The organism is Rhizobium sp. BG4 (assembly GCF_016864575.1).
Taxonomy (GTDB): Bacteria; Pseudomonadota; Alphaproteobacteria; order Rhizobiales; family Rhizobiaceae; genus Rhizobium.
This window is the reverse complement of record NZ_CP044125.1, coordinates 2,560,810-2,586,269: the sequence shown is the minus strand read 5'-3', so window position 1 is coordinate 2,586,269 and position 25,460 is coordinate 2,560,810. Positions and strand designations below refer to the sequence as shown.

General features: G+C 62.3%; 25 protein-coding genes and 1 pseudogene. 18 read left to right on the top strand and 8 right to left on the bottom strand.

Annotated elements, in window-relative coordinates; genetic code table 11:
- The first annotated feature begins 171 nt into the window (after positions 1 to 171).
- The 7 genes from tkt (at position 172) to F2982_RS13075 (ending at position 9,420) form a co-directional block, all read left to right on the top strand.
- Positions 172 to 2,145 carry a transketolase gene (gene tkt / locus F2982_RS13105; protein ID WP_112719869.1) on the top strand — a complete coding sequence of 658 codons (1,974 nt, stop codon included), beginning with the start codon at positions 172 to 174 and terminating at the stop codon, positions 2,143 to 2,145.
- A gap of 62 nt (positions 2,146 to 2,207) precedes the next feature.
- On the top strand, positions 2,208 to 3,218 hold the full coding sequence (gene gap / locus F2982_RS13100) for a type I glyceraldehyde-3-phosphate dehydrogenase (RefSeq protein WP_112719870.1): 1,011 nt from the start codon (positions 2,208 to 2,210) through the stop codon (positions 3,216 to 3,218).
- A gap of 92 nt (positions 3,219 to 3,310) precedes the next feature.
- Positions 3,311 to 3,808: a GNAT family N-acetyltransferase gene (locus F2982_RS13095; RefSeq protein WP_203428073.1), complete on the top strand. Its 498-nt coding sequence runs from the start codon at positions 3,311 to 3,313 to the stop codon at positions 3,806 to 3,808.
- 284 nt (positions 3,809 to 4,092) lie between these two features.
- A complete protein-coding gene (locus F2982_RS13090) occupies positions 4,093 to 5,961 on the top strand; it encodes a potassium/proton antiporter (protein ID WP_203428072.1) in 1,869 nt (622 codons plus the stop codon).
- A gap of 70 nt (positions 5,962 to 6,031) precedes the next feature.
- Entirely contained in the window at positions 6,032 to 7,231 is a 1,200-nt protein-coding gene (locus tag F2982_RS13085; RefSeq protein WP_203428071.1) for a phosphoglycerate kinase, read from the top strand.
- Positions 7,232 to 7,468: 237 nt separating this feature from the next.
- Positions 7,469 to 8,389: a fructose bisphosphate aldolase gene (locus F2982_RS13080; protein WP_203428070.1), complete on the top strand. Its 921-nt coding sequence runs from the start codon at positions 7,469 to 7,471 to the stop codon at positions 8,387 to 8,389.
- Positions 8,390 to 8,502: 113 nt separating this feature from the next.
- Positions 8,503 to 9,420 (top strand): PhzF family phenazine biosynthesis protein, encoded by a 918-nt coding sequence (locus F2982_RS13075; RefSeq protein ID WP_203428069.1) that lies wholly within the window; start codon positions 8,503 to 8,505, stop codon positions 9,418 to 9,420.
- On the opposite strand, the gene F2982_RS13070 is transcribed toward F2982_RS13075, so the two are convergent.
- The gene (locus F2982_RS13070; protein WP_203428068.1) at positions 9,417 to 9,581 is read right to left on the bottom strand and encodes a hypothetical protein; all 165 of its coding nucleotides are present in this window, start codon (positions 9,579 to 9,581) and stop codon (positions 9,417 to 9,419) included. The two genes, F2982_RS13075 and F2982_RS13070, sit on opposite strands and share 4 nt — an antisense overlap.
- A gap of 174 nt (positions 9,582 to 9,755) precedes the next feature.
- Between F2982_RS13070 and F2982_RS13065 the strand changes: the two genes are divergently transcribed.
- The 3 genes from F2982_RS13065 to F2982_RS13055 all read left to right on the top strand — a co-directional run bounded on the left by F2982_RS13065 (position 9,756) and on the right by F2982_RS13055 (position 12,147).
- Positions 9,756 to 11,036: an MFS transporter gene (locus F2982_RS13065; protein WP_203428067.1), complete on the top strand. Its 1,281-nt coding sequence runs from the start codon at positions 9,756 to 9,758 to the stop codon at positions 11,034 to 11,036.
- Positions 11,037 to 11,061: 25 nt separating this feature from the next.
- Positions 11,062 to 11,253, top strand: coding sequence for a DUF1192 domain-containing protein (locus F2982_RS13060; RefSeq protein WP_112719876.1), 192 nt, complete (start codon positions 11,062 to 11,064; stop codon positions 11,251 to 11,253).
- Positions 11,254 to 11,631: 378 nt separating this feature from the next.
- Positions 11,632 to 12,147 (top strand): DUF1465 family protein, encoded by a 516-nt coding sequence (locus F2982_RS13055; protein WP_112719877.1) that lies wholly within the window; start codon positions 11,632 to 11,634, stop codon positions 12,145 to 12,147.
- 147 nt (positions 12,148 to 12,294) lie between these two features.
- On the opposite strand, the gene rpmE is transcribed toward F2982_RS13055, so the two are convergent.
- Positions 12,295 to 12,516, bottom strand: coding sequence for a 50S ribosomal protein L31 (gene rpmE / locus F2982_RS13050; RefSeq protein WP_007527409.1), 222 nt, complete (start codon positions 12,514 to 12,516; stop codon positions 12,295 to 12,297).
- Positions 12,517 to 12,639: 123 nt separating this feature from the next.
- On the opposite strand from rpmE, the gene F2982_RS13045 reads away from it, so the two are divergent.
- From F2982_RS13045 to F2982_RS13035, 3 genes are all read left to right on the top strand, one after another.
- Positions 12,640 to 14,511: an ABC transporter transmembrane domain-containing protein gene (locus F2982_RS13045; RefSeq protein ID WP_246777438.1), complete on the top strand. Its 1,872-nt coding sequence runs from the start codon at positions 12,640 to 12,642 to the stop codon at positions 14,509 to 14,511.
- Between the two features lie 61 nt (positions 14,512 to 14,572).
- Positions 14,573 to 14,860 carry a BrnT family toxin gene (locus tag F2982_RS13040; RefSeq protein WP_203428065.1) on the top strand — a complete coding sequence of 96 codons (288 nt, stop codon included), beginning with the start codon at positions 14,573 to 14,575 and terminating at the stop codon, positions 14,858 to 14,860.
- Positions 14,847 to 15,188: a DUF1508 domain-containing protein gene (locus F2982_RS13035; RefSeq protein ID WP_203428064.1), complete on the top strand. Its 342-nt coding sequence runs from the start codon at positions 14,847 to 14,849 to the stop codon at positions 15,186 to 15,188. Before F2982_RS13040 ends, F2982_RS13035 begins: the two co-directional genes overlap by 14 nt.
- 3 nt (positions 15,189 to 15,191) lie before the next feature.
- On the opposite strand, the gene F2982_RS13030 is transcribed toward F2982_RS13035, so the two are convergent.
- Positions 15,192 to 16,412 carry an adenylate/guanylate cyclase domain-containing protein gene (locus F2982_RS13030; protein ID WP_112719881.1) on the bottom strand — a complete coding sequence of 407 codons (1,221 nt, stop codon included), beginning with the start codon at positions 16,410 to 16,412 and terminating at the stop codon, positions 15,192 to 15,194.
- Positions 16,413 to 16,641: 229 nt separating this feature from the next.
- Between F2982_RS13030 and F2982_RS13025 the strand changes: the two genes are divergently transcribed.
- A complete protein-coding gene (locus tag F2982_RS13025; protein WP_112719882.1) occupies positions 16,642 to 17,631 on the top strand; it encodes a tripartite tricarboxylate transporter substrate binding protein in 990 nt (329 codons plus the stop codon).
- A gap of 65 nt (positions 17,632 to 17,696) precedes the next feature.
- Positions 17,697 to 17,885: a YegP family protein gene (locus F2982_RS13020; RefSeq protein WP_112385480.1), complete on the top strand. Its 189-nt coding sequence runs from the start codon at positions 17,697 to 17,699 to the stop codon at positions 17,883 to 17,885.
- A gap of 40 nt (positions 17,886 to 17,925) precedes the next feature.
- Here F2982_RS13020 and F2982_RS13015 read toward each other — a convergent pair.
- Positions 17,926 to 19,562, bottom strand: a pseudogene (locus tag F2982_RS13015) (FAD-binding dehydrogenase).
- On the opposite strand from F2982_RS13015, the gene F2982_RS13010 reads away from it, so the two are divergent.
- Complete coding sequence (locus F2982_RS13010) at positions 19,485 to 19,643, top strand: hypothetical protein (RefSeq protein ID WP_203430129.1); 159 nt, start codon at positions 19,485 to 19,487, stop codon at positions 19,641 to 19,643. The pseudogene F2982_RS13015 and the gene F2982_RS13010 sit on opposite strands and share 78 nt — an antisense overlap.
- Positions 19,644 to 19,684: 41 nt before the next feature.
- Here the strand turns inward: F2982_RS13010 and F2982_RS13005 are convergent, their stop codons facing one another.
- From F2982_RS13005 to F2982_RS12995, 3 genes are all read right to left on the bottom strand, one after another.
- Positions 19,685 to 20,716: a peptidoglycan -binding protein gene (locus F2982_RS13005; RefSeq protein ID WP_203428063.1), complete on the bottom strand. Its 1,032-nt coding sequence runs from the start codon at positions 20,714 to 20,716 to the stop codon at positions 19,685 to 19,687.
- 3 nt (positions 20,717 to 20,719) lie between these two features.
- Positions 20,720 to 21,805, bottom strand: coding sequence for a MotA/TolQ/ExbB proton channel family protein (locus F2982_RS13000; RefSeq protein ID WP_112719885.1), 1,086 nt, complete (start codon positions 21,803 to 21,805; stop codon positions 20,720 to 20,722).
- Between the two features lie 113 nt (positions 21,806 to 21,918).
- Complete coding sequence (locus tag F2982_RS12995; RefSeq protein ID WP_112719886.1) at positions 21,919 to 22,719, bottom strand: inositol monophosphatase family protein; 801 nt, start codon at positions 22,717 to 22,719, stop codon at positions 21,919 to 21,921.
- 211 nt (positions 22,720 to 22,930) lie between these two features.
- On the opposite strand from F2982_RS12995, the gene F2982_RS12990 reads away from it, so the two are divergent.
- Positions 22,931 to 23,509, top strand: a complete 579-nt coding sequence (locus F2982_RS12990) for a TetR/AcrR family transcriptional regulator (RefSeq protein WP_203428062.1) — start codon at positions 22,931 to 22,933, stop codon at positions 23,507 to 23,509.
- Between the two features lie 71 nt (positions 23,510 to 23,580).
- Positions 23,581 to 24,321 (top strand): 3-oxoacyl-ACP reductase family protein, encoded by a 741-nt coding sequence (locus F2982_RS12985; protein ID WP_203428061.1) that lies wholly within the window; start codon positions 23,581 to 23,583, stop codon positions 24,319 to 24,321.
- Positions 24,322 to 24,354: 33 nt separating this feature from the next.
- On the opposite strand, the gene F2982_RS12980 is transcribed toward F2982_RS12985, so the two are convergent.
- Entirely contained in the window at positions 24,355 to 25,452 is a 1,098-nt protein-coding gene (locus F2982_RS12980) for a chemotaxis response regulator protein-glutamate methylesterase (protein WP_130282046.1), read from the bottom strand.
- Positions 25,453 to 25,460 lie beyond the last annotated feature (8 nt).

The following is a 25,460-nucleotide window of genomic DNA, read 5'->3' as shown; positions in this document are numbered from 1 at the left end:
GTCTTTTGTAAAATTTGATGGTCAAATGTTAAAAATCGTCGCACCCGGCCCGGATTCGGCCCGCAATTTATTGACTTGGCCGTTCCAACTGCTATGTGTCACCCCGCTCTCATCGATGGTCTTCAGAAGGCTCGAGGCCATCCCCCGACACCCGGAACCCGTGGAATAGCCATGACCTCTCCTGAACAACACGACCGGATGGCAAATGCGATCCGCTTCCTCGCCATGGATGCAGTCGAAAAGGCCAATTCCGGCCATCCGGGTATGCCGATGGGCATGGCTGATGTCGCCACCGTCCTCTTCAGCAAGTATCTCCGCTTCGACCCGAAGAAGCCGCATTGGCCGAACCGCGACCGTTTCGTCCTCTCCGCCGGCCACGGCTCGATGCTCCTCTACTCGCTCCTCTATTTGACCGGCTATCCGGACATGTCGATCGAGGACCTGAAGCAGTTCCGCCAGCTCGGCTCCAAGACCGCCGGTCACCCGGAATACGGCCACGCAACCGGCATCGAAACGACGACCGGCCCGCTCGGCCAGGGCATTGCCAATGCCGTCGGCATGGCGATCGCCGAGCGCAAGCTGCGCGAGGAATTCGGTTCCGACCTGCAGGATCACTACACCTACGTCATCAACGGCGACGGCTGCCTGATGGAAGGCATCAGCCATGAGGCGATCGCTCTTGCCGGTCACCTGAAGCTGAACAAGCTGATCCTCTTCTGGGACAACAACTCGATCACCATCGACGGCGCCGTTTCGCTGTCGGACTCGACCGACCAGATCATGCGCTTCAAGGCGGTTCACTGGAACACCATCGAAGTCGACGGTCACGACCAGGCTGCGATCGCCGCTGCGATCGAAGAAGCCCACAAGTCCGACCGCCCGACCTTCATCGCCTGCAAGACCGTCATCGGCTTCGGCGCTCCGAACAAGGCCGGCAGCCACAAGGTTCACGGTTCGCCGCTCGGCGCCGAAGAAATCGCTGCTACCCGCAAGGCACTGAACTGGGAAGCCGAACCCTTCGTCATTCCGTCTGACGTTCTCGACGCATGGCGCACCGCCGGTGCCCGCTCGGTCGATCTGGTCAAGTCCTGGGAAGCTGGCCTCGCAAAGTCGGCCCACAAGGCCGAGTTCAGCCGCCGCTTCGCCGGCGACCTGCCGGAAGGCTTCGACGCCGCGATCAGCGACCTGAAGAAGAAGATCGTTGAGACCAAGCCGACCGTCGCCACCCGCAAGGCGTCCGAGGACGTGCTCGAAGTCATCAACGGCCTGCTGCCGGAAACGCTCGGCGGCTCCGCCGACCTGACGCCCTCGAACAACACCAAGACCAGCCAGATGGTCTCGATCACCCCGACGGATTTCGCCGGCCGCTACATGCACTGGGGCATCCGCGAGCACGGCATGGCCTCTGCCATGAACGGTATCGCCCTGCACGGCGGTCTGATCCCCTACGGCGGCGGCTTCATGATCTTCTCGGACTATTGCCGCCCGCCGATCCGCCTCGCCGCCCTGATGGGCATCCGTGTCGTCCACGTGCTGACGCATGACTCGATCGGTGTCGGCGAAGACGGCCCGACCCACCAGCCGGTCGAACAGGTCCCGAGCCTGCGCGCCGTACCGAACCTGCTGGTCTTCCGTCCGGCAGACGTCACCGAGACGGCGGAAGCCTGGCAGATCGCGCTGAAGACCAAGAACCGCCCGACCGCTCTGGCGCTGACCCGTCAGAACCTGACGACGGTTCGCACCGAATATTCGGAAGAGAACCTGACCACCAAGGGCGCCTACACGCTGGCCGGCAAGGCCGACGCCAAGGTCACGATCTTCGCATCGGGCTCTGAAGTCGAACTCGCCGTTGCTGCCCGCGCCACGCTGGAAGCCAAGGGCGTTTCCGTCCGCGTCGTTTCGGTCCCCTGCACCGAGCTGTTCTTCGAGCAGCCGGACGCATACCGCAAGGAAGTACTCGGCAACTCGCCGGTCAAGATCGCCGTCGAAGCCGCCGTTCGCGAAGGCTGGGATGCGTTCATCGGTCCGGAAGGCACCTTCATCGGCATGAAGAGCTTCGGCGCTTCCGGCCCGGCCAAGGACGTCTTCAAGCATTTCGGCATCACGGCCGACGCCGTCGTCGCAGCTGCAGAAGCCAAGCTTTAAGGGGAGCGCGCAAGCGCTCCTCCACCTTATCCGCAAGCCCCATCTCTAGGGAGTGAATGCACATGACTGTAAAGGTTGCCATCAACGGCTTCGGCCGCATCGGCCGCAACGTTCTCCGCGCTATCGTCGAATCCGGCCGCACCGACATCGAAGTCGTCGCGATCAACGATCTCGGCCCGGTCGAGACCAACGCTCACCTGCTGCGCTACGATTCCATCCACGGCAAGTTCCCGGCCGAAGTGAAGGTCGAAGGCGACACGATCACCGTTGGCGGCGGCAAACCGATCAAGGTGACCGCCGTTCGTGATCCGGCACAGCTGCCGCACAAGGAACTCGGCGTCGACATCGCGATGGAATGCACCGGCATCTTCACCGCCCGCGACAAGGCCGCTGCCCACCTGACGGCCGGCGCCAAGCGCGTCATCGTTTCGGCTCCTGCCGACGGTGCCGACCTGACCGTCGTCTTCGGCGTCAACCACGACCAGCTGACCAAGGAACACCTGGTCATCTCCAACGCTTCCTGCACGACGAACTGCCTGGTGCCGGTCGTGAAGGTTCTCGACGACGCCGTCGGCATCGACCACGGCTTCATGACGACCATCCACTCCTACACGGGTGACCAGCCGACGCTCGACACTATGCACAAGGACCTGTATCGCGCCCGCGCTGCAGCCCTGTCCATGATCCCGACGTCCACGGGCGCTGCCAAGGCCGTCGGCCTCGTCATGCCGCACCTCAAGGGCAAGCTCGACGGCACGTCGATCCGCGTCCCGACCCCGAATGTCTCGGTCGTCGACTTCAAGTTCGTTTCCAAGAAGGCTACGACCGTCGGCGAAATCAACGAAGCCATCAAGGCTGCGTCGAACGGCAAGCTGAAGGGCATCCTCGGCTACACCGACGAGCCGCTGGTTTCCCGCGACTTCAACCATGACAGCCACTCGTCGATCTTCGCGACCGACCAGACCAAGGTCATGGAAGGCAACTTCGTGCGCGTTCTGTCCTGGTACGACAACGAATGGGGCTTCTCGAGCCGCATGTCGGACACCGCAGTCGCCTTCGCCAAGCTCATCTAAGCTTCGCTTTCGCGAAAAGCAGATCGAGAGAACGGCCCGGGAAACCGGGCCGTTTTGTTTTAAATGACGGCCGAAAAGGGGAGAACGGCATCATGGTGGATCTCGGAATTCGAAAAGCACGCGCGGCAGACGCCGAAGAACTCACCGCGCTCCTCAACGAGATCATCGCCGCTGGCGGCACAACCGCCATGGAGGTTGCCCTTTCGCCCGCAGAGTTCAGGGAATGGTTCATCGACGGACCATCCATCTTTGCCTGCCATGTCGCCGAAACTGAAGGCCGCCTTGCCGGTTTCCAGGAGATCAGCCGCTACGGAGACCTCCCCGAGGGATGGGCCGACATCGGCACGTTTTCCCGCATACGCCCCAAGATCCCCGGCGTCGGCACCGCGCTGTTTGCGGCAACACTTACGGCCGCCCGGTCGCTCGATATAGAGTTCATCAACGCGACGATCCGCGCCGACAATACCGGCGGTCTCGCCTATTACGGCAAGATCGGCTTCGAGACCTACAGCACCACGAAGGATGTGCCGCTGCGCGATGGGACGCCAGTCGACCGCATCAACAAGCGCTATCGGGTCGCCTCAGCGTAAGTGCCCGCACTTCTTTGACAAAAACGGCAAGCTTATTTGCTCCTGCCCTGCTCTCGCCCGATTTGCCTATACATTCTTTATAGAGAATCTCTCCCGTAGCATTCAGCGCGGTGATCCGTCCGGTTCATCGTTCAGCAGCATGACGCCGCAGGTAAGCAAGGTTAAGCCGCAAGGCCTACCCTTCCGGCCTGTTTTGCCGTTTACTGGCTGAAGGCAAGCAACGGACGAGGTTTGAGAGATGGCTGCGTTTCCGGGGGCGGATCGCAGCGCGGATGTGAAAGGGGATGGACGTGGAAGCATTCTATATCGTCGTGCTGGTTTCGACGGCGCTGGTGCTTCTTGCGGCCTTCTCCAGCCTGCTCGCCTTCCGCTTCGGCGCCCCCCTGCTGCTGCTCTTCCTGGCGATCGGCCTGCTCGCCGGCGTCGATGGCCTCGGCATCGAGTTCAGCAACAACTATCTCGCCTATATCCTCGGCTCCATCGCGCTCGCCGTCATTCTCTTCGATTCCGGTTTCGGCACACCGATCCAGGCCTTCAAGCTCGCGGCGATCCCGTCGCTGACGCTGGCCTCCGTCGGCGTGCTGATGACCGCGGCCCTCGTCGGCTTTGCGGCGACCTGGCTTCTCAATTTCAGCTGGCTGGAAGGCATGCTGCTCGGCTCGATCGTCGCCTCGACCGATGCCGCCGCCGTCTTCTTACTCTTGCGCATCGGCGGCATCAATATCCGCGACAAGGTGCGCTCGACGCTGGAAGTCGAATCCGGCACCAACGACCCGATGGCGATCTTCCTGACGATCGTGCTCGTCGAGCTGCTGGCCAGCGGCGAAGGCTATTCCGGTATCAACCTCTCCATGCTCGCCCTCTTCATCGAGGAAATGGGGCTCGGCGTCATTCTCGGCATGCTCGGCGGCATGATGATCGCCCAGGTGGTGAGCCGCCTCGACACCGACCGCGGCCTCACCCCGATCTTCGTGCTCGGTCTTGCCATGCTGGTCTTCGCCTTCACCGGCGCCGTCGGCGGCAGCGGCTTCCTCGCCGTCTATGTCGCGGGCATCTATGCCGGTAACCGCAAGCTTCCGGGCCTTGCCGCCATCAAGCGCTTTCAGGACGGCATGACCTGGCTGGCGCAGATCATCATGTTCCTGGTGCTCGGCCTGCTGGCCACACCCTCGCAGTTTCCGGCGATCATCCTGCCTGCCGTGGCGCTCGCGCTTTTCCTGATCTTCGTCGCCCGCCCGCTGGCGATCTGGCTGTCGCTGCTGCCCTTCGACTACACCCAGCAGGAGATCGGCTTCGTCGCCTGGGTCGGCCTGCGCGGCGCCGTCTCGATCCTGCTCGCCATCATGCCGATCCTCGGCGGCCTGCCGAACGGCCATGTCTATTTCAACGTCGCGTTCATCATCGTGCTCGTCTCGCTGCTGGTGCAGGGCTGGACGATCAAGCCGGTGGCGAAGAAACTCGGCCTCATCATTCCCCCGCGCATGGGCGCCGTCGACAAGGTCGAGATCGATCTGCCCGGCAGCGCCAATCACGAGCTGCTCGCCTACCGCGTCATCAAGGACAGCCCTGTTCTGCGCGGCGAGCGCATCCCGCGCTGGGCAACGCCCTCGCTCGTCATCCGCGACGGCAAGTCGCTGCGCTATCAATATGCGGGGCGCCTGCGCGAGAATGACCTCGTCTACCTCTTCATCGTGCCGAGCTACGCCCGCCTGCTCGACCGTCTCTTCGCCAGCAAGGCGCCGGTCGACGAGGACGATGCCGATTTCTTCGGCGCCTTCGCGCTCTCCCCGGTGCGCCCGGCGGCCGATCTCGACGCCGCCTACGGACCCGGCCTGCTGAACGAATCCGAGAAGGGTCTGACGATCGCCGAGCTGATGCGGCAGCGTCTCGGTGGCAAGGCGGATTATGCCGATCGCGTCCGTCTCGGCTCGATCATCCTGATCGTCCGCGATCTCGACGACCAGGACCACATCAGCTCGGTCGGCATGTCGCTGGAAGCCGTCGAACCGGTGATCACCCTGCCGATCTTCATCAATATGCGCGATATCATCCAGCGTGTTCGCGACCGGCTGAAGGGCCGTCACATGGCCGTTACCGCGCATGGCGGATCCACCGCCGACAGCGACGAAAACGCACGCGAAAAGCACGGCTGAACACCTTGCGTCGTGGGGCATCCTTGGTATGGTCGGCCACCTTCCAAGGCACTAACGAACGGATAGTCCCATGCCAGCTTTCAAGACCCTCGACGACCTCAACGGCATTGCCGGCAAGCGCGTCCTCGTCCGCGTCGACCTCAACGTTCCCGTCAAGGACGGCAAGGTTACCGACGCGACCCGTATCGAGCGTGTGGCTCCGACGATCCTCGAACTTTCCGAAAAGGGTGCAAAGGTCATCCTGCTCGCCCATTTCGGCCGCCCGAAGGATGGCCCGTCGGCTGACCTGTCGCTGTCGCTGATCGCCCCTGACGTTTCCAAGGTGCTCGGCAAGCCGGTCGCGACCGCGACCGACTCCATCGGCGACGACGCTGCCGCTGCCGTTGCCAAGATGAAGGATGGCGACATCCTGCTTCTCGAGAACACCCGCTTCTACAAGGGCGAAGAGAAGAACGATGCCGATCACACCAAGGCGCTCGCCGCCAACGGCGACATCTTCGTCAACGACGCCTTCTCGGCCGCCCACCGCGCCCATTCCTCCACCGAGGGCCTCGCCCAGGTCCTGCCCGCCTATGCCGGCCGTACCATGCAGGCCGAGCTGGAAGCGCTGGAAAAGGGCCTCGGCAATCCGGCCCGTCCGGTCGTTGCCATCGTCGGCGGCGCCAAGGTCTCGACCAAGATCGACCTGTTGATGAACCTCGTGAAGAAGGTCGACGCCCTCGTCATCGGCGGCGGCATGGCCAACACCTTCATCGCCGCCCGCGGCACCAATGTCGGCAAGTCGCTCTGCGAGCACGACCTCGCCGAGACCGCAAAGCAGATCATGATCGAAGCCGCCGCTGCCGGCTGCGCCATCATCCTGCCTGAGGACGGCGTCGTCGCCCGCGAATTCAAGGCAGGTGCGGCCAACGAGATCGTCGCCATCGACGCGATCCCGGCCGATGCCATGGTTCTCGACGTCGGCCCGAAGTCGGTCGAAGCCGTCAAGTCCTGGATCGAACGCGCCCAGACGCTGGTCTGGAACGGCCCGCTCGGCGCCTTCGAAATCGAGCCCTTCGACAAGTCGACCGTGGCGGCTGCGAAATACGCTGCCGAGCGCACCAAGGCCGGCAAGCTGACCTCCGTTGCCGGCGGTGGTGACACCGTTTCGGCACTGAACCACGCCGGCGTTGCCGACGATTTCAGCTACGTCTCGACGGCAGGCGGCGCCTTCCTGGAATGGATGGAAGGCAAGGTGCTTCCGGGCGTTGCCGTGCTCACCGCCAAGTAATCAGCAAACGCTGATTTGACAATTTTTACATGTGGATAGGACCGCGGAGGCACATCGCTTCCGCGGTCTTTTGCTCAGCGTGACTAAAACTGCCCAAACTTTCAAACGATTGAAACGAATTCAATCGTTTCAATGATTTAGCCTTCCATTCTCCCGTCCATAAACATCTGTTATCCGCGAATGACGGCCAGCGAGCCTTGAGGCGCGTAGTGCGCAAACTTTGGGGATAGGAGCAGTATGGTAGACGCGAAGATGTTGAATAAGATGAGCTCTGCACCGGGCTTCATTGCAGCGCTGGACCAGAGCGGTGGCTCGACGCCCAAGGCATTGCGTCTCTATGGCGTGAATGAATCCGATTACTCCGGCGACGACGAGATGTTTCGCCTGGTGCATGCCATGCGCGTCCGCATCATGAGCGCGCCCAGCTTTTCGGGCGACAAGGTCATCGGCGCGATCCTTTTCGAGCGCACCATGGATGGCGATGTCAACGGCCAGCCGGTTCCGTCCTACCTCTGGGAAAAGCGCGGCGTCGTCCCCTTCCTGAAGGTCGACAAGGGTCTTGAGGCTGAGGCAAACGGCGCTCAGGTGATGAAGCCGATGCCGGATCTCGACGCGCTGCTGATCCGCGCCCGGGAAAAGGGAATATTCGGCACGAAGATGCGCTCGGTCATCGCCCATGCCGACAAGGCAGGCATCGCCGCCGTCGTGAAGCAGCAGTTCGAAGTCGCGCGTCAGATCATCGGCCACGGCCTCGTCCCGATCATCGAGCCGGAAGTCTCGATCGACAGCCCGACGAAGCAGGAAGCAGAAGCCATCCTGCGCGACGAGATCCTCAAGGAACTGGACAGGCTTCCCGCAGGCGACAACGTCATGATCAAGCTGACGATCCCGACGGTTGCCGATTTCTATGCGCCGTTGATCGCCCACAAGTCGGTGATCCGCGTCGTCGCCCTTTCCGGCGGATACAACACCGAAGACGCCTGCGAAAAGCTCAGCCATAACCATGGCATGATCGCAAGCTTCTCGCGCGCACTGGCGGAAAATCTGCGCGTTTCGATGAGCGACGCGGAATTCGACGCAAGCCTGACCGCAACGATCGCCCAGATCTATGCGGCAAGCGTCGACAAGTCTCCGGCGCGCGAGAGCGCCCTCGTCTGACCAACAATGGGCGGCCCGGGCCGCCCATTTTTCTTTGTCACGGCGACAAGTTTGCCCCTTCTGTCACAGGCGCTCCCGGCTAAACATCTGGGAAAGCCGAACGGGAGCCAGCCGTGCCCAATCTCTCCTACACAACACTCGACGTCTTCACCTCCACGCGTTTCGAAGGCAATCCGCTCGCCGTCATCACCGGCGCCGAAGCGCTCGATACCGGCACGATGCAGAAGATCGCCGCCGAGTTCGGCTATTCCGAAATCACCTTCGTCCTGCCGCCGAAGGATCCGGCCAACACCGCGCATGTCCGTATCTTCACGCCGACCATGGAAGTGCCCTTCGCCGGCCATCCGAATGTCGGCACCGCCTATTTCATCGGCCAGCAGAGCGAGATCTTCGGCAAGCCGGTCGGCGATCGCCTGCGTTTCGAGGAGGCCGCGGGCATCGTCGACGTCGACCTGCGCCGCAGCAACGGGCAGGTGACCGCCGCGACCATCCGCGCACCGAAGCCGCTGCAGACGGGCGCAACGATCCCGGAAGCCGATATCGCCCGCTGCATCGCCATCCGGCCGGACCAGATCGCCACCGCGCTCCACCGCCCGCTCTTCGTCTCCGTCGGCCTCGAATTTGCCGTCGCCGAGCTCGACAGTCTGGAGGCGCTTGCCGCGGCGGTGCCGAACCCTGCCCTGTTCCGTGAAGCCGCTGGCAACCGCAGCGAAAACAATCACGACTTCTCGCTGTTCCTCTATGTGCGCTCGAAGGAGAACCCCTGGCACCTTCGCGCGCGCATGTTTGCACCGCTCGACAACGTCGCCGAAGACCCGGCGACCGGCAGCGCCTCGGCTGCCCTCTCGGCCTATCTGGTTTCCCGCGCGCCCGGAACCGACGGCCAGCAACGCGTCACCATCGAGCAGGGTGTCGAGATGGGCCGCCGCAGCATCATCGAGGTTGATGTGACGAAAAACGGCGACACGGTCACCGATGTCCGGATCTCCGGCAGCTGCGTCTTCGTCATGCGCGGCGAGATCCTGGCCTAGCCGACGAACTCGCGGGCGATCAGCGCCACCGACCAGATCGCGAAAGCGACCAGCGCAATCTTCCAGAAGTCCATCCGGCGTCGCAAACCGGGCAGCCCCAACGGCTTGATGATGTGTACGACCATGGCCAGGATGAGCAGCAATGCGAGCAGCTTGGTCATAGTTTTATTTTTCCAACATTATCAGAATGTCACAGGACGGACATTATTCCGCGCGAACACAAGATTTCTTCATGCCGTAACGGCATTCCGGGGCACAATCAACACCATAGGGGCTAGGCGGGACAGCGTCTCGTCTTATGTCTTTTCAACACAGAACTCTTCGAGAGTGGGGATATGAGAAGAAATCTGCTGTCCGTCGCCGCGCTGCTTTTCGGAACGCTTTTCCTCTTCATGGGCAACGGCCTGCAGGGCATCCTGCTTCCCGTCCGCGGCAATCTCGAGGGCTATGCCACAACCACGCTCGGCCTGCTCGGCACATCCTGGGCCGCGGGCTTCGTCGTCGGCTGCCTCGTGGCGCCGAACATGGTGCGCCGTGTCGGCCATGTGCGCGCCTTCTCCGGCTTCATCTCGATCATCGCCATCTCCGCTCTCTTCAGCGGCATCATCATCGATCCCTTCTGGTGGATCGCGCTGCGCGCCGTCACCGGCTTCTCCACCGCCGGCACCTCGATGATCATCGAAAGCTGGCTGAACGAGCGGGCGACCAATGAGAGCCGCGGCGCGATCTTCTCGCTCTATATCGCCATCACCCTTTTCGGCGTCGTCGGCGGCCAGATGATGATCCCGCTCGAAGATGTGCGCACGCCCGTTCTCTTCATGATCTGCGGCGTCTTCTATTGCGTCGCCATGCTGCCGACCACACTCTCGACCGCAGCCTCGCCGCAGCCGCTGAAGGCGGTCAGGCTCGATCTGCCGGCGCTCTACCGCAATTCGCCGGTTTCCTGCCTCGGCATCCTGCTCGTCGGCATCGCCAATGGCGCCTATGGTACGCTGGGCGCGGTTTTCGGCGCCGGTGCCGGCCTTTCCGATACCAGCATCGCCATCATGATGAGCGCCACGATCTTCGCCGGTGCCGTCATGCAGTTCCCGGCCGGCCGCCTCTCCGACCGTATCGACCGCCGCTATGTGCTGGCCGCCATGTCTGCGCTTGCCGCCCTCGCCGGCATCCTCATCGTCGTCTTCAGTCCGTCGGATCCCTTCTGGGTGATCGGCCTCGTCGTCTTCTACGGCGCGGTCGCCAACACGCTCTATCCGATCGCCGTCGCCCATGCGAACGACTTCGCCTCCTCCGAGGATTTCGTAAAGGTCTCGGGCGGTCTGCTGCTGCTCTATGGCATCGGCACGGTAATCGGCCCGACCATCGGCGGCCCGGTCATGTCCGTCGTCAGCCCGCACGCGCTGTTCCTGGTGACTGCCATCGCGCATATCCTGATCGCCGCCTACGCGATCATCCGCAGCCGCCTGCGCGCCGCCATCCATCCGAGCGAACGCGACGCCTATACGACGATCCCGACGGCAACCTCGCCGATGATCACGCCCGAGAGCATGACCCTTGCCGACCGCGGTTCCAGCAAGGCTCCCGAAAGCGGCGATCCTGCTGTAAAGTACGGCTGAAAAGCCAACGCAGGAGGGTTGCCCCATGAGCTTCTTTGACGAGGAACGGCCACAGAAGAAGACAGCGCACGAGATCGGCCAGGATCTGTCGCTGCTGTCCGTCGGCGAGCTCAAAGAGCGCGTCGAGCTCCTGAAAAGCGAGATCGCAAGACTCGAAGCCGAGTCGGCGAAGAAGGCTTCCGGGCGCGCTGCGGCCGAAGGCCTGTTCCGCTCGTAAAAGCCCGAAAAAAGTCACAGGCAAGCGCAAAACGCGCCGCGGCAAGTCTCAATCAAGAACAGTATTAACATACAATTAAGCTTTACGAGCTATTACTTAACGCATCCAGATTTCGTCTGGATCTCAGACAGTTTTCCATGCGGTGAATTGGTCTGATTTTTCTCCCTGTTTTACCTTGAGAGCCGCTTTTGCGGCTCTTCTTTTTGCCTGCGCGGCCGTTCACCACGAATCTGTGGAAGTTAACCCTTTCTTAAGAAACGCCTTGCGCATTTAGGGTAATGATACCATCTTAAAGACATAAAGACCCGCCGCTGAAACTTTTACTTCCGGCTGGCGTTACCTGACCATATGTAGACGCGTGCAACAGGGACCATTGGAATGTCGGAACTTGGTTTGAATACGATCAGCTTCGCAGGACGCGCCGCCGCATCGTCGCAGTTCAAGACGCTTTATGCAGAAGGCATGTCGCTGGTCGAAGAAACCGCAGCCTACCTCGATGGTAACGGCCGCGCCGCTTCGAAGGTCCTGCCCCGCATGGCATCCGTCCTCTACGCAGCAGAATCCATGCGCCTCACCACCCGCCTGATGCAGATGGCATCCTGGCTGCTCCTGCAGCGCGCCGTCAACAACGGCGAGATGTCCCGCGATCAGGTTCTCGCTGAAAAGAACAAGGTTCGCCTCGACGGCTTCAACGTCGACCGCAACGCTCCGGGCTGGGGCGACCTGCCGGAATCCTTCCGCGATCTCGTCGAGCGCTCGCTGCGCCTGCAGAACCGCATCGCCCTGCTCGATCGCGAAATCTACCGTCCGTCGGAAGCACCGATCGTGCATGACAACCAGAACAGCGTCCAGGCGCAGCTCAGCCTGCTGCAGACGGCGTTCGGCAACAACTAAGTTTCTACTGCCATACTTTAAAGACCGGCCGGCTGTGTTCCCTGCACAGTCGGCCTTTTCATTTCCTGCCGAAATCCAGAATCCGGACAATAAAAAAGCCCGGTCGAAACCGGGCTCTTTTCAAATTCCGTAGTACCGCAGAAGCGATTAGAGGCCGAGGCCGCCGAAGCGCTTGTTGAACTTGGAAACGCGGCCACCGCGGTCCATGAGCTGCTGGTTGCCGCCCGTCCATGCCGGATGGGACTTGGAATCGATTTCGAGGTTCATGACAGCGCCTTCCGAACCCCAGGTCGAGCGGGTTTCGTATTCGGTACCGTCAGTCATGACCACCTTGATGGTGTGGTAGTCGGGATGGATATCAGCCTTCATAACAATCTTCCTGCGATGCCAGGGTCCAATTTGACGCATGTCATTGCGGCAAGAGAACCGATTGAATAAATGAAGCCGCAGTCGCGAAGGCTACGGCTTCCCATTCGGATGCGGTGCCTATACATGAAGGCCATCCGGATAACAAGTGCCAACAAGCTGGTGATCAACGGTTTGAAGGCGATTGGAGATGATTTGACAGACGCAGTGCAGGGCGGGGAAAAGAAGTCGCGGTCGCTGAAGCCTCTCGGACGGTTGACGCCTTATATCATGCGCTATCGCGGCATGGTCGCCGGAGCTCTCGTCGCGCTCGCACTCGCCGCCGTCACCTCGCTCGCCCTGCCGCTCGCCGTCCGTCGGATGATCGATCACGGCTTCACCCAGCCTGACGGCACCTTCATCAACAGCTACTTCGCCATGCTGATGGGGATGGCCGTCGTGCTCGCGATCGCCAGCGCGCTGCGCTACTATTTCGTCATCACGCTCGGCGAGCGCATTGTCTCGGATCTGCGCCAGGATGTGTTCGCGCATGTCACCCGCCTCTCCCCCTCCTTCTTCGACGTCAACCAGTCCGGCGAGATCGTCTCGCGGCTGACGGCCGATACGACGCAGATCAAGTCCGCCGTCGGCGCGACCGCCTCGGTGGCGCTGCGCAATCTGATCCTCTGTTTCGGCGCGATGGGCATGATGGTCGTGACATCGCCGAAGCTCGCAAGCCTGGCGCTCGGCGCAATCCCGCTGATCGTCTTCCCGCTCGTCGCCTTCGGCCGCTCGGTGCGCAAACGCTCGCGTGCCGCGCAGGACACGCTGGCGCAAGCCTCCGCCTTCGCCAACGAGACGATTGCCGCCACCCGCACCGTACAGGCCTTCAACGGCGAGGATGCCGCTTCCGGCCGTTATGCTTCCGCCGTCGAATCCGCCTATCAGGCCGCGCGTTCAGCCATCCGTTCGCGCGCGCTCCTGACCGGCATCGCCATCACCCTGATCTTCGGCAGCGTCGTCGCCGTTCTCTGGGTCGGCGCCCACAACGTTCTGACCGGCACGCTGTCTGCCGGCACGCTCGGCCAGTTCCTGCTCTATTCGGTGATCGCCGCCGGCTCGCTCGGCGCGCTCTCGGAAGTCTGGGGCGAACTCTCGCAGGCCGCCGGCGCCGCCGACCGCCTGACCGAGCTGCTGGACGAAGTCTCCCCGATCTCAGCCCCGGCCAAGCCAGAAACGCTGCCGATGCCCGCTCGTGGCAGGGTCGAATTTGCCGATGTCCATTTCGCCTATCCCTCGCGGCCGGACAAATCTGCCCTGCACGGCCTGACCTTTAACGTCGTGCCCGGTGAAACCGTGGCGATCGTCGGTCCGTCGGGCGCAGGCAAGAGCACGGTCTTCTCGCTACTGCTGCGCTTCTACGATCCGCAACTCGGCGGCATCAGCGTCGATGGTCTCGATGCCCGCAGCGTCTCGCCTGACGATCTGCGCGAGCGTATGGCGATCGTGCCGCAGGACGTGACGATCTTCGCCGCTTCGATCCACGACAACATCGCCTTCGGCCGCCCCGGCGCCAGCCGCGAAGAGGTGCGCGCCGCGGCGATCGCCGCGCAGGCCGACGAGTTCATCGCCCGTCTTTCGAATGGTTACGATACCGAGGTCGGCGAACGCGGCATCACGCTTTCAGGCGGCCAGCGCCAGCGCATCGCCATTGCCCGCGCCATCCTGAAGAATGCCCCGATCCTGCTCCTCGACGAAGCGACATCGGCTCTCGATGCCGAAAGCGAAACGCTGGTCCAGAAGGCTCTCGACGGCCTGATGCAGGGCCGCACGACACTGGTCATCGCCCACCGCCTCGCAACCGTCCTCAAGGCCGACCGCATCCTCGTCATGGACCAGGGCCGCGTCATCGAGGAAGGCACCCACCAAACCCTCATCCGCCACGGCGGCATCTACGCCAAGCTCGCCAAGCTCCAATTCGATGCAGGGGCTGAAGAGTTTCTGGCGGCGGCGAAGTAAGCTACCTCTGATTGTATTGACGTGTTCGATGCTTTAGCATTCCACCCAAGGGTGGGATGGCATGAGCATCGGTGGTTTCGATTGGGATGAAGGCAATTGGCCGAAATGCGGCAAGCATGGTCTAAGCCGGAGCGATATTGAGTTCATCTTCCGGGGCGACTTTGCGACGTTTGAGGACCCGCATGCCGCGACTACCGAAAAGCGGCAGCGCGCTATCGGTAAGACCAGCGCGGGGCGCTACGCATTTGTCGTATTTTGCCTGCGTCAACGAAACGGTGTAACATTGATCCGTCCGATCAGTGCCCGATATATGCACGGGAGCGAGGTCCAGCGTTTTGAGCAAGTTTGAAAACAAACCGCTACCGGAATTTGAAACCGACGAAGAAGCTGAGCGTTTCGTCGATGAGGCAGACCTGAGCCAATTCGACCTACGGACGAACCGGCGCATGGTCCGTTTTGATTTTGTCGAACAGGACTCCGCACGGTTTCAGATCTTCTTAGATCAAGACGGCAAATTTCGCTTCCGCCTTCGAGATGGAACCGGAAACATATTGTTGGTGTCTGAGGCATACCAAAGCAAGGAAGCCGCGATACAGGTCATCGAAGCCTTCAAGAGCGGTGTCGTTGACACCGAAACCGACAAGTCGACGCCTCCAAAAGTAGCATCGCGGAAGTAAGCCTCACCCCTCCGGAAACGTGAAGACATCGACCGGCTCGCCGAGACCGCGCAGCGGGAAGGTGCCGACAGGTTTCAGTTCGGCGCCGCATTTGGCCATGTCGACGAAGGCTTTCGAGATCAGCACCGGCTGGCCGACGTCCTTGGTCAGGGTTTCCAGCCGCGAGGCGACGTTGACGGCCGGGCCGATGACGGTGAAGTCGAGGCGTTTGCGCGAGCCGATATTACCGTACATCACATCGCCGACATGGACGCCGACGCCGTAGCGGAGCTCTACGACGCCGCGTTCGGCGTTGAACGTGTTGAGGTCGTTGATCGCCTTGCGGGCTTCCTTGAGCGACGTCAGCAGATTGCGGCAGGCATCGGGATTGCTGAGCGGGAAGATCGCGAGCAGCCCGTCGCCCATGAATTTCAGGATCTCGCCGCCATGCCGCTCGATCGGCTCCGACATCGCGTCGAAATAGGCGTTGAGCAGCTCGATCACGTCGTCGCGCGGCCACATGTCCGAGATCGTCGTGAAGTCGCGCAGATCGCAGATCAGGATGGCGGCGCCTACGGTGCTCCCGCTGCCGCGGGTGGTGGCGCCGGCCAGGATCTGCTCGCTCGCATGCGGGCCGACATAGGTCTGCAGCAGGGTGCGCGCCAGGATATTTTTCACCCGGATTTCACTGACCAGCGTCAGCGCCGGAAGAAGATCGCGCAGGAAAGCGATCTGATCGGCGGTGAAGCCGCCGGCTACATTGCTGGAGAAGGTCACCACATGCCGTTTGCCGAGCGTGTGCTCCAGCGGCCAGGCGATGTAATCGGTCAGCCCCTCGCCGCGCAGCTCCTCATAGAGCGCATAGTCGCTGCGGATCTCGCCTTCGAGGTCCTGGCGCACTTCCGAAGCGCCGCTGAAGATCTCGTTCATCGGGCTGCTGAGAAACTGCGGCGTGTTTTCGACACCATAGCCGAAGGTGGTGATTTTCGCTTCCTTCATGCCCGGCCGCCACAGAACCCGCGCACCCATCCATTGCGGATGCAGCGTACGGAAGTGCAGCGTAGCCCGGCCGAGCGGCACGCCCGCCTCGATCAGCCGCTCGTTCATCTCGACGAAGATATTGTCGATGAAGCGTTCGCTGCGGGTTTCGTTGACGAGCCAATCGAGGATACGGCGGCGGCGCAGCGGCCAGGCGCCGTCTTCGGCAGCAGTGGAGATGGAAAGAGCATCGGGGGACGGATGCATATCAAAACCTCATGAGGGCCACCCGCGGGGCGAGCGGCAGAAGACTTGCTTTATCCCTAGATGGTTATCGGAGGAGCAAATGTAATATCAATCCCCATTCCAAGGCGACTAAAGTCGAATTCGCTTCGGCACCATCCGTGGTTGCCTTTAAAGCCCGCTGCCCTAACCTCCTCCTGCCCGGTCAGACGCAGCCGGGTGCATAGCTGTTGAATTCTGGGAGGAGAATCGAATGGCGCTTTTCAATTTCACCCGCCGGGCAAGCCTGGCGCTCGGCCTTGGGCTGTTTGCCACGCTCAGCGCCGGCACGGCGATGGCGGAAGGCTTTCCGGATCGCACGATCACGATGGTCGTGCCTTTCGCGGCCGGCGGATCGACCGACGTGGTGGCCCGCATCATCGCCGAGAAGATGTCGGAGGACCTCGGCCAGCAGGTGATCGTGCAGAACGTTGCCGGTGCCGGCGGCAATCTTGGCGCCGATAATGTCGCCCGCGCCGAACCGGATGGCTACACCATCCTGATGGGCACCGTCGCCACCCACGCGCTGAACCCGCTGATCCTGAAATCGACGCCCTATGACCCGCAGAAGGATTTCTCGCCGGTCTCGCTTCTCGTCATCGTGCCAAACGTGCTGGTCGTCAATCCGGAGCTGCCCGCCAAGAACGTGCAGGAACTGATCGCGCTTTTGAAGGCCGAGCCGGACAAGTGGAGCTACGCCTCTTCGGGTAACGGCACGCCGCTGCATCTCTCCGGCGAGCTCTTCAATGCCATGGCCGGCACCAAGATGCAGCACATCCCCTACAAGGGTGCCGGACCGGCGCTGACCGATCTTCTCGGCAATCAGGTGTCGATCATGTTCGACAACCTCCCCTCCTCGTCCGGCCATATCAAGAGCGGCAAGCTTCGGGCGCTGGCGGTCACGACGGCCCAGCGCGCGCCCTCTTTCCCTGACATTCCGACGGTCGCTGAATCAGGTGTTCCGGGCTACGAGACCTATACCTGGAACGCGCTTTTCGCCCCGGCAAATACGCCGACCGATGTCGTCGCCAAGCTGAACGAGTCGGCCAACAAGGCGCTCAAGGATCCGGCTGTCGCAGGCCGCATGAAGGAGTTCAGCGCCACCATCGTCGGCTCGACGCCGGACGAGCTTGGCGCCCATGTGAAGGCCGAATTGGCGAAGTGGGAGCCAATCGTAAAAGGCGCAAATATCCAGATGGAATAGTCTCAACTTTTGCTCTAGATTATCGCCTGTTACCGGGGCAACTTCCTGATTTTGGGAGACATTCGATGTATAAGTTTGAAGTGTACAAAGACAAGGCCGGCGAATTCCGTTTCCGCTTCAAGGCGTCTAACGGCGAGCAGATGTTCGGCTCGGAAGGTTACAAGGCCAAGGCATCCGCGCTGAGCGCCATTGAATCCATCAAGAAGAATGCGCCCGGCGCAACAGTTGACGATCAGACCAAGCCCACGGCTTGATCCTGACAAAGGCGGCACCCGATAAGGTTGCCGCCTTTTCTCATACAGCTCGTCCGGCCACGCGGCCGGAAAAAATACAACCGCCGAGGAAGGTCCCTTCCAGCGCGTTGTAACCATGCATGCCGCCACCGCCGAAGCCGGCGACCTCGCCCGCTGCATAGAGACCAGGCACCGCATTTCCACCCGGACCGATTACCCGGGCCGACAAATCCGTTTCCAGCCCACCGAGCGACTTGCGCGTCAGGATGTGCAGCTTGACAGCAATCAGCGGACCCTTCGCAGGATCGAGCAACCTGTGCGGCCGCGCGGTTCTGAGCAGCTTGTCGCCGATATAGCTGCGGGCGCCGCGGATCGCCGTCACCTGCGCATCCTTGGAGAAGCTGTTTTCTATCTCGCGGTCGCGCGCCTCGATCTGATGGCGGATATGCGACACGTCGAGCAGCCGCTCGCCGGTCAGCGCATTCATGCCATCGACCAGTTGCTCCAGCGTGTTGCGGACGATGAAATCCTCGCCCTTGTCCATGAAGGCCTTCACCGGCCCCGGCGGCTCGCTGCCAAGCCGCTGCAGCAGCAGCTTGATATCCTTGCCGGTCAGATCCGGGTTCTGCTCGGAGCCGGAGAGCGCGAATTCTTTCTTGATGATCGCCTTAGTGAGGATGAACCAGCTGTAGTCGTAGCCGGTCTGTCTGATCGCCTTCAGCGTCCCCAACGTATCGAAGCCCGGCATGGCAGGGGCGGCAAACCGGTTGCCGCGCGCATCGCACCAGAAGGACGACGGCCCGGGCAGGATGCGGATGCCGTGGTTCGCCCAGACCGGATCCCAATTTTTCAGGCCCTCGGTATAGTGCCACATGCGATCGCCATTGATGACACGGGCGCCCGCTCGCTCGCCGATCTCCAGCATGCGGCCATCGACATGCGCGGGCACGCCCGCGACCATGGAAGCCGGTGGAGGTCCGAGCCGCTGCTGCGGCCAGTTGCGCCGGACGAGATCGTGATTGCCGCCGATACCGCCGGACGTGACGATGATAGCACCGGCCCGGATCTGGAAGGTGCCGGAGATCATCCGCGCTGTCGGCTTGCCGCGCGGGGCATTGTCGGGCACCAGCACGGTGCCGAAGGCCCCGACGACAGTGCCGTTCTCGACGATCAGGTCGTCGACGCGATGGCGGAAGGCGAAGGTGATCTTGCCCTCTTCTTCCGCTGCGCGCACACGGCGAATGAACGGCTCCAGAACCGCCGGCCCCGTTCCCCAGGTCAGGTGAAAGCGCGGCACCGAATTGCCATGACCATGCGCCATGCCGCCGCCGCGTTCGGCCCACCCGACAACGGGAAACCAGCGCATGCCCTGCTGATGCAGCCAGGACCGCTTTTCGCCCGCGGCAAATTCGAGATAGGCTTCGGCCCAAAGCCGCGGCCAGTAATCCTCCGGCCGGTCGAAACCTGCAGATCCAGACCAGTCCTGCCGCGCCAGATCGATATTGTCACGGATGCCCAGCCGCCGCTGTTCGGGGCTATTGACGAAGAACAGCCCGCCGAGAGACCAGAAAGCCTGCCCCCGAGGCTCTGCTCCCCTTCCTGATCGACGATGCAGACCTTGTGTCCACGATCGGCAGCCTCGGCCGCCGCCACCAATCCCGCCAGGCCTGCGCCGATGACGAGCACATCACATTCCATCCCGAACGCCTCCCCCGCATTCACGAATCCAAGGTTATGCAGTGGCAGCGTCAGCCGCAACTGCTGGATTTCACTCTCTGAAATTTGGGGCGATGGCAGGGCGGCGAAACGCCACCCCACACTTATTTCTCGGTGAGCTTGAGCTCGATACGGCGGTTCGTCGCCCGCGCTTCCGGCGTATCGCCCGGCGCGATCGGCTGGAACTCGCCGAAGCCGGCGGCCACCAGGCGGTCGGCAGGAACACCCTGTGAGATCAGGTATTTGACGACGGAAATCGCGCGCGCTGAGGAAAGCTCCCAGTTGTCGCGGTAGCGGCCGTTGCCGGAGAGCGCGACATTATCCGTGTGACCGTCGACACGCAGCACCCAGTTGATCTCCGGCGGAATTTCCTTCGCGAGATCGAGAAGTGCGGCGGCGAGCTTGCCCATCTCGGCCGTGCCGTCGGGATTCAGATCCGAGCTGCCCGATGGGAACAGCACTTCCGACTGGAACACGAAACGGTCGCCGACGATGCGAATGTTTTCGCGGTCAGAGAGGATTTCGCGCAGGCGGCCGAAGAAGTCCGAACGATAGCGGTTGAGCTCCTGCACGCGCTGTGCCAGCGCCACATTCAGGCGGCGGCCAAGATCGGCGATCTTGGTCTGCGAGGTCTGGTCCTTCTGCTCGGATGCCTGCAGCGCCGCTTCGACGGCGGCGATCTGGCTGCGCAGCGCCGATATCTGCTGGTTGAGCAGTTCGACCTGGCTCATCGCCCGCTCGCTGACCTGCTTCTGCTCGTCGAGTTCCTTGGTCAGGCCGCCAATCTTCTGCTGCGCTGCTTCCTGCCCGCCGGAACCGGCATCGAGCAGCGCCTGCAGCCGCGAACGCTCGCTCTCGGCACCCGCAAGCGAAGCCTGCAGATTGGCAACGGAATCTTCCAGATCCTGCTTGCTGCCCTTCTCAAGGGCCAGAAGCTGCGTCAGCTCGTTGATCTGGCTGTTGAGGCGGTTCAGCACCTCGTCACGGCCGGAAATCTCGCGGCTGAGAATAAACTGGCCGACGACGAAGACCGTCAGCAGGAACATGATGGCGATCAGCAGCGTCGACAGCGCGTCAACGAAACCCGGCCAATAGTCGACCGTACGCTCGCGGCGGCGGTTCTTGGCAAGAGCCATGGCTTATTTGCCCTCGCTCTTTTCGGTCTGGCTGCTGCGGTAGCTGGTGCGCTCCTGGCCGCCGATGCGCTCGGCAAGCCTGTCGAGGGTGCGGCGCATCGCCTTCGCCTCGTCCTGCTGCGCCTCTATCCAGTCGCGCAGCATCTGCTGCTCGTTGCGCATGTTCTTGACGAGGCCCTGAATGCCTTCGGCGAGGCTCGCCATCGCGGCGACCGAGCGCTGGTTGCCCGCACCCCCTTCTTCCGAAACCTTCTTCAGATAATCAGAAAGCGCACGGACATCTTCGGACGATCCGGCAGGCGCATCGAGCGCGGCGGCAACGGGAACATCGGAGCCGACGTCTGTGACCGAGGACAGTGCGTTTTCCAGCTCCATATAGAAGCGGTTCTGCGCGCGGCCGGCCTGCAGGTCGAGGAAGCCGAGGATCAGCGAGCCGGAAAGGCCGAGCAACGAGGACGAGAAGGCCTGGCCCATGCCCGACAGCGGAGTCGACAGGCCTTCCTTCAGGGTGGCGAGAACATCGCCGGAACCGTTCGAACCGGCATCGAGCGACTGGATGACGTTGCTGATCGAGCCGATCGTGCCGATCAGGCCCCAGAAGGTGCCGAGCAGACCGAGGAAGACGAGCAGGCCGATGAGATAGCGCGAGGTGTCGCGGGATTCATCGAGGCGTGTGGCGATCGAATCGAGGATCGAGCGCAGCGCCGTCGTCGACAGCGTCGCCGTCGATTTGCGGTTACCGATCAGCGCCCGCATCGGCGCCAGCAGCCGCGGATTGCGGTTCACCTTGTCGGCGCTGCCTGCGGCGCGGAACGAATTGAACCAGCGCACTTCCGGGCGCAGCGCCAGAACATGATTGAAAACCAGAATGATGCCGACGGCGAGAACGCCGAGGATCAGCCCGTTGAGGCCGGGATTGTGCATGAACGCCGTCTGCGTCTGCCTGAAAAGGATCGCGGCGATGAAGCCGACGATCACCAGGAACAGGAGCATCGTCCAGAGGAAGGACATCGGGCTGGAGAGTTTGTACGTATAGGTACCGCTCGGTTTTTCGGTCGAGCCGAACTCCGCCGCATTCACATTTTCCATGGTCTCGCAGCCTCCGGATTGCTAGCATCGGGAGACTAGAGCAACATTGTGCCGAATTGAAGTATGCCGGGACAGAAAACCGTGTGTTTACAACAGTCGGTTTTGATGAGGTCCTACTTCGAAGGGATAGGGCGCTTGATGACTTCCATAAGCGCTTTGTGGATGTACTCGTTGCCGGCGACCACTGCGCCACCTTCAACGACGTTTGCTCCACCATCCCAATCGGTTGCGTAGCCGCCTGCTTCGCGGATCAGCAGGATGCCGGCAGCGATATCCCAGGCCGAGAGACCGTTTTCCCAGAAGCCGTCGAACCGGCCGGCAGCGACGTAGGCGAGATCGAGCGACGCCGAACCCATGCGGCGCACGCCGGCAACTTCGCCCATCACATGGCGCAGCTCGACGAGGAACTTGCCGTGATTGCCGCGGCCGAGATGCGGCACGCCGCAGGCAACGACGGCATCCGACAGGACGCGGCGGGCGCCGACGCGCAGGCGGCGATCGTTGAGGAAGGCGCCACCGCCACGCTCGGCGGTGTAGAGCTCATCGGTCGCCGGGTTGAAGACGACGCCGGCGACGATTTCGCCGTTGCGCTCCAGAGCGATCGAAACGGCAAACATCGGAATGCCGTGCAGGAAGTTGGTGGTGCCGTCGAGCGGATCGACGATCCAGCGATGCGCGCCGTCGGTGCCTTTGATCTCTTCGCTTTCCTCGCCGAGGAAACCGTAGGTCGGGCGAGCCTTCAGAAGCTCGTCCTTGACGATCTTCTCGGCCTTGCGATCAGCGTTGGAAACGAAGTCACCCGGTCCCTTGACCGAAACCTGCAGGTTCTGAACTTCCCCGAAATCACGCCCCAGCGACTTGCCTGCCTTGATGGCAGCCTGAACCATGACATTGAGAAGAGCAGAACGGGCCATGTTGGCAATTTCCTTGGAACTGGTACGGGGTCGCTGTCAGGGCGGGAAAGGTCCCTGATCGCCGGAAAAGGCAGCGCTTTATAAGATTGGCGGCCTCAAGACCACAAAATCACGGAAATTTCAAGGGGAGAGGCGCCGAGCGGCTTCAGCGAGCGCCGGAGAGGTTAAAATTATTCTGGACACATCAGTCCGAAAACCCTATCTGAGAGTCATGGCACGTCACAAGGAATTCGACCGGGACAAGGCTCTCGGCGCCGCTATCGGCATCTTCTCCCAGCATGGCTATGAGGGGAGCTCGACCGATGCGCTGCTAACGGCGATGAAGATCAGCCGGCAAAGCATGTACGATACCTTTGGCGACAAGCGCAGCCTCTATCTGGAGGCGCTGAAGCGCTACAACACTGACAGCGTCTCGCGCATCATTGATGATATGAAGGGGAACGGCTCTGCGCTCGACGCATTGGAAGCTGCCCTTGTCGCCTTCGCCTCGCGTCCCACTGCCGAGGCATCGCTCGGCTGCATGGGCGTCAGCGCCGTCTGCGAGTTCGGCAGGACCGACAATGACGTCGCGACGCTGACAGACAGCGCTTCGGCCACTCTCGGCCGGGCAATCACCAGGCTGATCGAAGGCGGCCTGGCAAGCGGCGAGATCAGCGCCGAGATCGATCCGGATGCCGCCGTACAATTTCTTGGCGCAACGCTATCCGGCATGAAGGTCAGCGCCCGCAACGGCGCCACGCCGGACATACTCAGAACAATCGCCCGCCTCGCCATCCGCAGCCTTCGCTAACAAGAGGGTTGGCCGAGCGCGCCTTTGCATATCCAATTCTAGACTAAACAGTCCAAATAAGGAGACATGACATGACGAAACCTCTTGATGGAAAGACCGCACTGGTGACCGGCGGCTCCCGCGGCATCGGCGCAGCAATCGTCCGCCGTCTTGCCGGGGACGGCGCGGCGGTAGCCTTCACCTATGCAAATTCGAAGGAAAAGGCCGAGGCTCTAACGGCCCGGATCGAGGCCGAGGGCGGCAAGGCAATCGCCATCCAAGCCGATAGCGCCGATGCGGCCGCACTGCAGGCGGCAATCGATCAGGCCGCCCGCCATTTCGGCGGGCTCGATATTTTGGTCAACAATGCCGGGATCCTGATGCGCAGCCCGATCGACACCTTTTCGCTCGACGATTTCGATCGCATGTTCGCCATCAACGTCAAAGCGGTCTTTGCCGGGACGCAGGCGGCTGCACGGCACATGCAGAGCGGCGGCCGGATCATCACCGTCGGCAGCGTCACTGCCGAGCGCAGCGGCTTTCCCGGCGCATCGGTCTACAGCATGACGAAAGGCGCTGTCGCCGCCATGACCCGCGGCCTTGCCCGCGATCTCGGTCCACGCGGCATCACCGTCAACGCCATCCAGCCCGGCCCGACGGCGACGGACATGAACTCGGATCCGGGTTCGCATGAGATGCTGCAAGGGCTGATGGCGCTCGGCCGTCTCGGCGAGGACCGCGAGATTGCCAGCCTTGCCGCCTATCTCGCCAGCCCCGATGCATCCTTCGTCACCGGCGCTAGCCTGACGATCGACGGCGGTTATCTCGCCTGAAAACAGAACCGGCGGCCAAGGCCGCCGGCTTTCCTAGAATTTCTGCTGTGTCAGAAGCACTTCGCGGGCGATCTGGTCGAGCGGCAGGATGCGGCTGACGCCGCCCTTGGCGATCGCTTCCTTCGGCATGCCGAAGACGACGCAGCTCGCTTCGTCCTGCGCCACCGTATAGGCGCCGGCCTGGTGCATCTCGAGCATGCCGCGGGCGCCGTCGTCGCCCATCCCGGTCATGATGATGCCCATCGCGTTCGAGCCGGCAGCGCGCGCCGCCGAGCGGAAGAGCACATCGACAGACGGGCGGTGGCGGGAAACCAGCGGACCTGTCTTCACCGAGACATAGTAGCGAGCCCCCTGGCGCTCCAGCAGCATGTGCCGGTCGCCCGGCGCAATCAGCACGTGGCCGCGCAGAACAGCGTCGCCATCGGCCGCTTCCTTGACCTCGACTTCGCAGAGGCCGTTGAGGCGCTTGGCGAAGGCGGCGGTGAACTTCTCCGGCATGTGCTGAACGATGACCATGCCTGGAGCATTCGCAGGCAATCCTTCCAGAAATTCGCGCAGCGCTTCCGTTCCGCCCGTCGAGGCGCCGACACAGACGACCATCTCGGTGGTCTTCGCCATGGCGCGACCCGTCGGCGGCGGCAGCATTGCGTCAGCCGTCAGCTTCTTGGCCGGACCGTCGGCCGAGGCTGAACGCGCCGCACCCGCCACACGGCGAGCGGAGGGAAGGCGCGCATGAGCCGCACCCTTCACCACCTCGCGAATGCGGATCGCGTCGTCGGCCAGACTGTCGGCCGCACCGATCTTCTGCTTGAGAATGATATCCACCGCGCCGGCTTCCAACGCCTGGATCAGCGTTTCGGAACCTGCTTCCGTCAGCGACGAGCACATGACGACCGGGATCGGATGCTGCGACATCAGCTTGCGCAGGAAGGTGATGCCATCCATGCGCGGCATCTCGACATCCAGCGTGATGACATCAGGGACGTCTTCCTGCAGCTTGCGGGCGGCCATGAAGGGATCTGTCGCCACCCCCATGACTTCAATATCGGGATCTTCCTCGAGAATGCGCACCAGCGTCTGACGAACGCTGGCGGAGTCATCGATGACGAGAACGCGAACCTTCTTTCCCATCTCTTTCC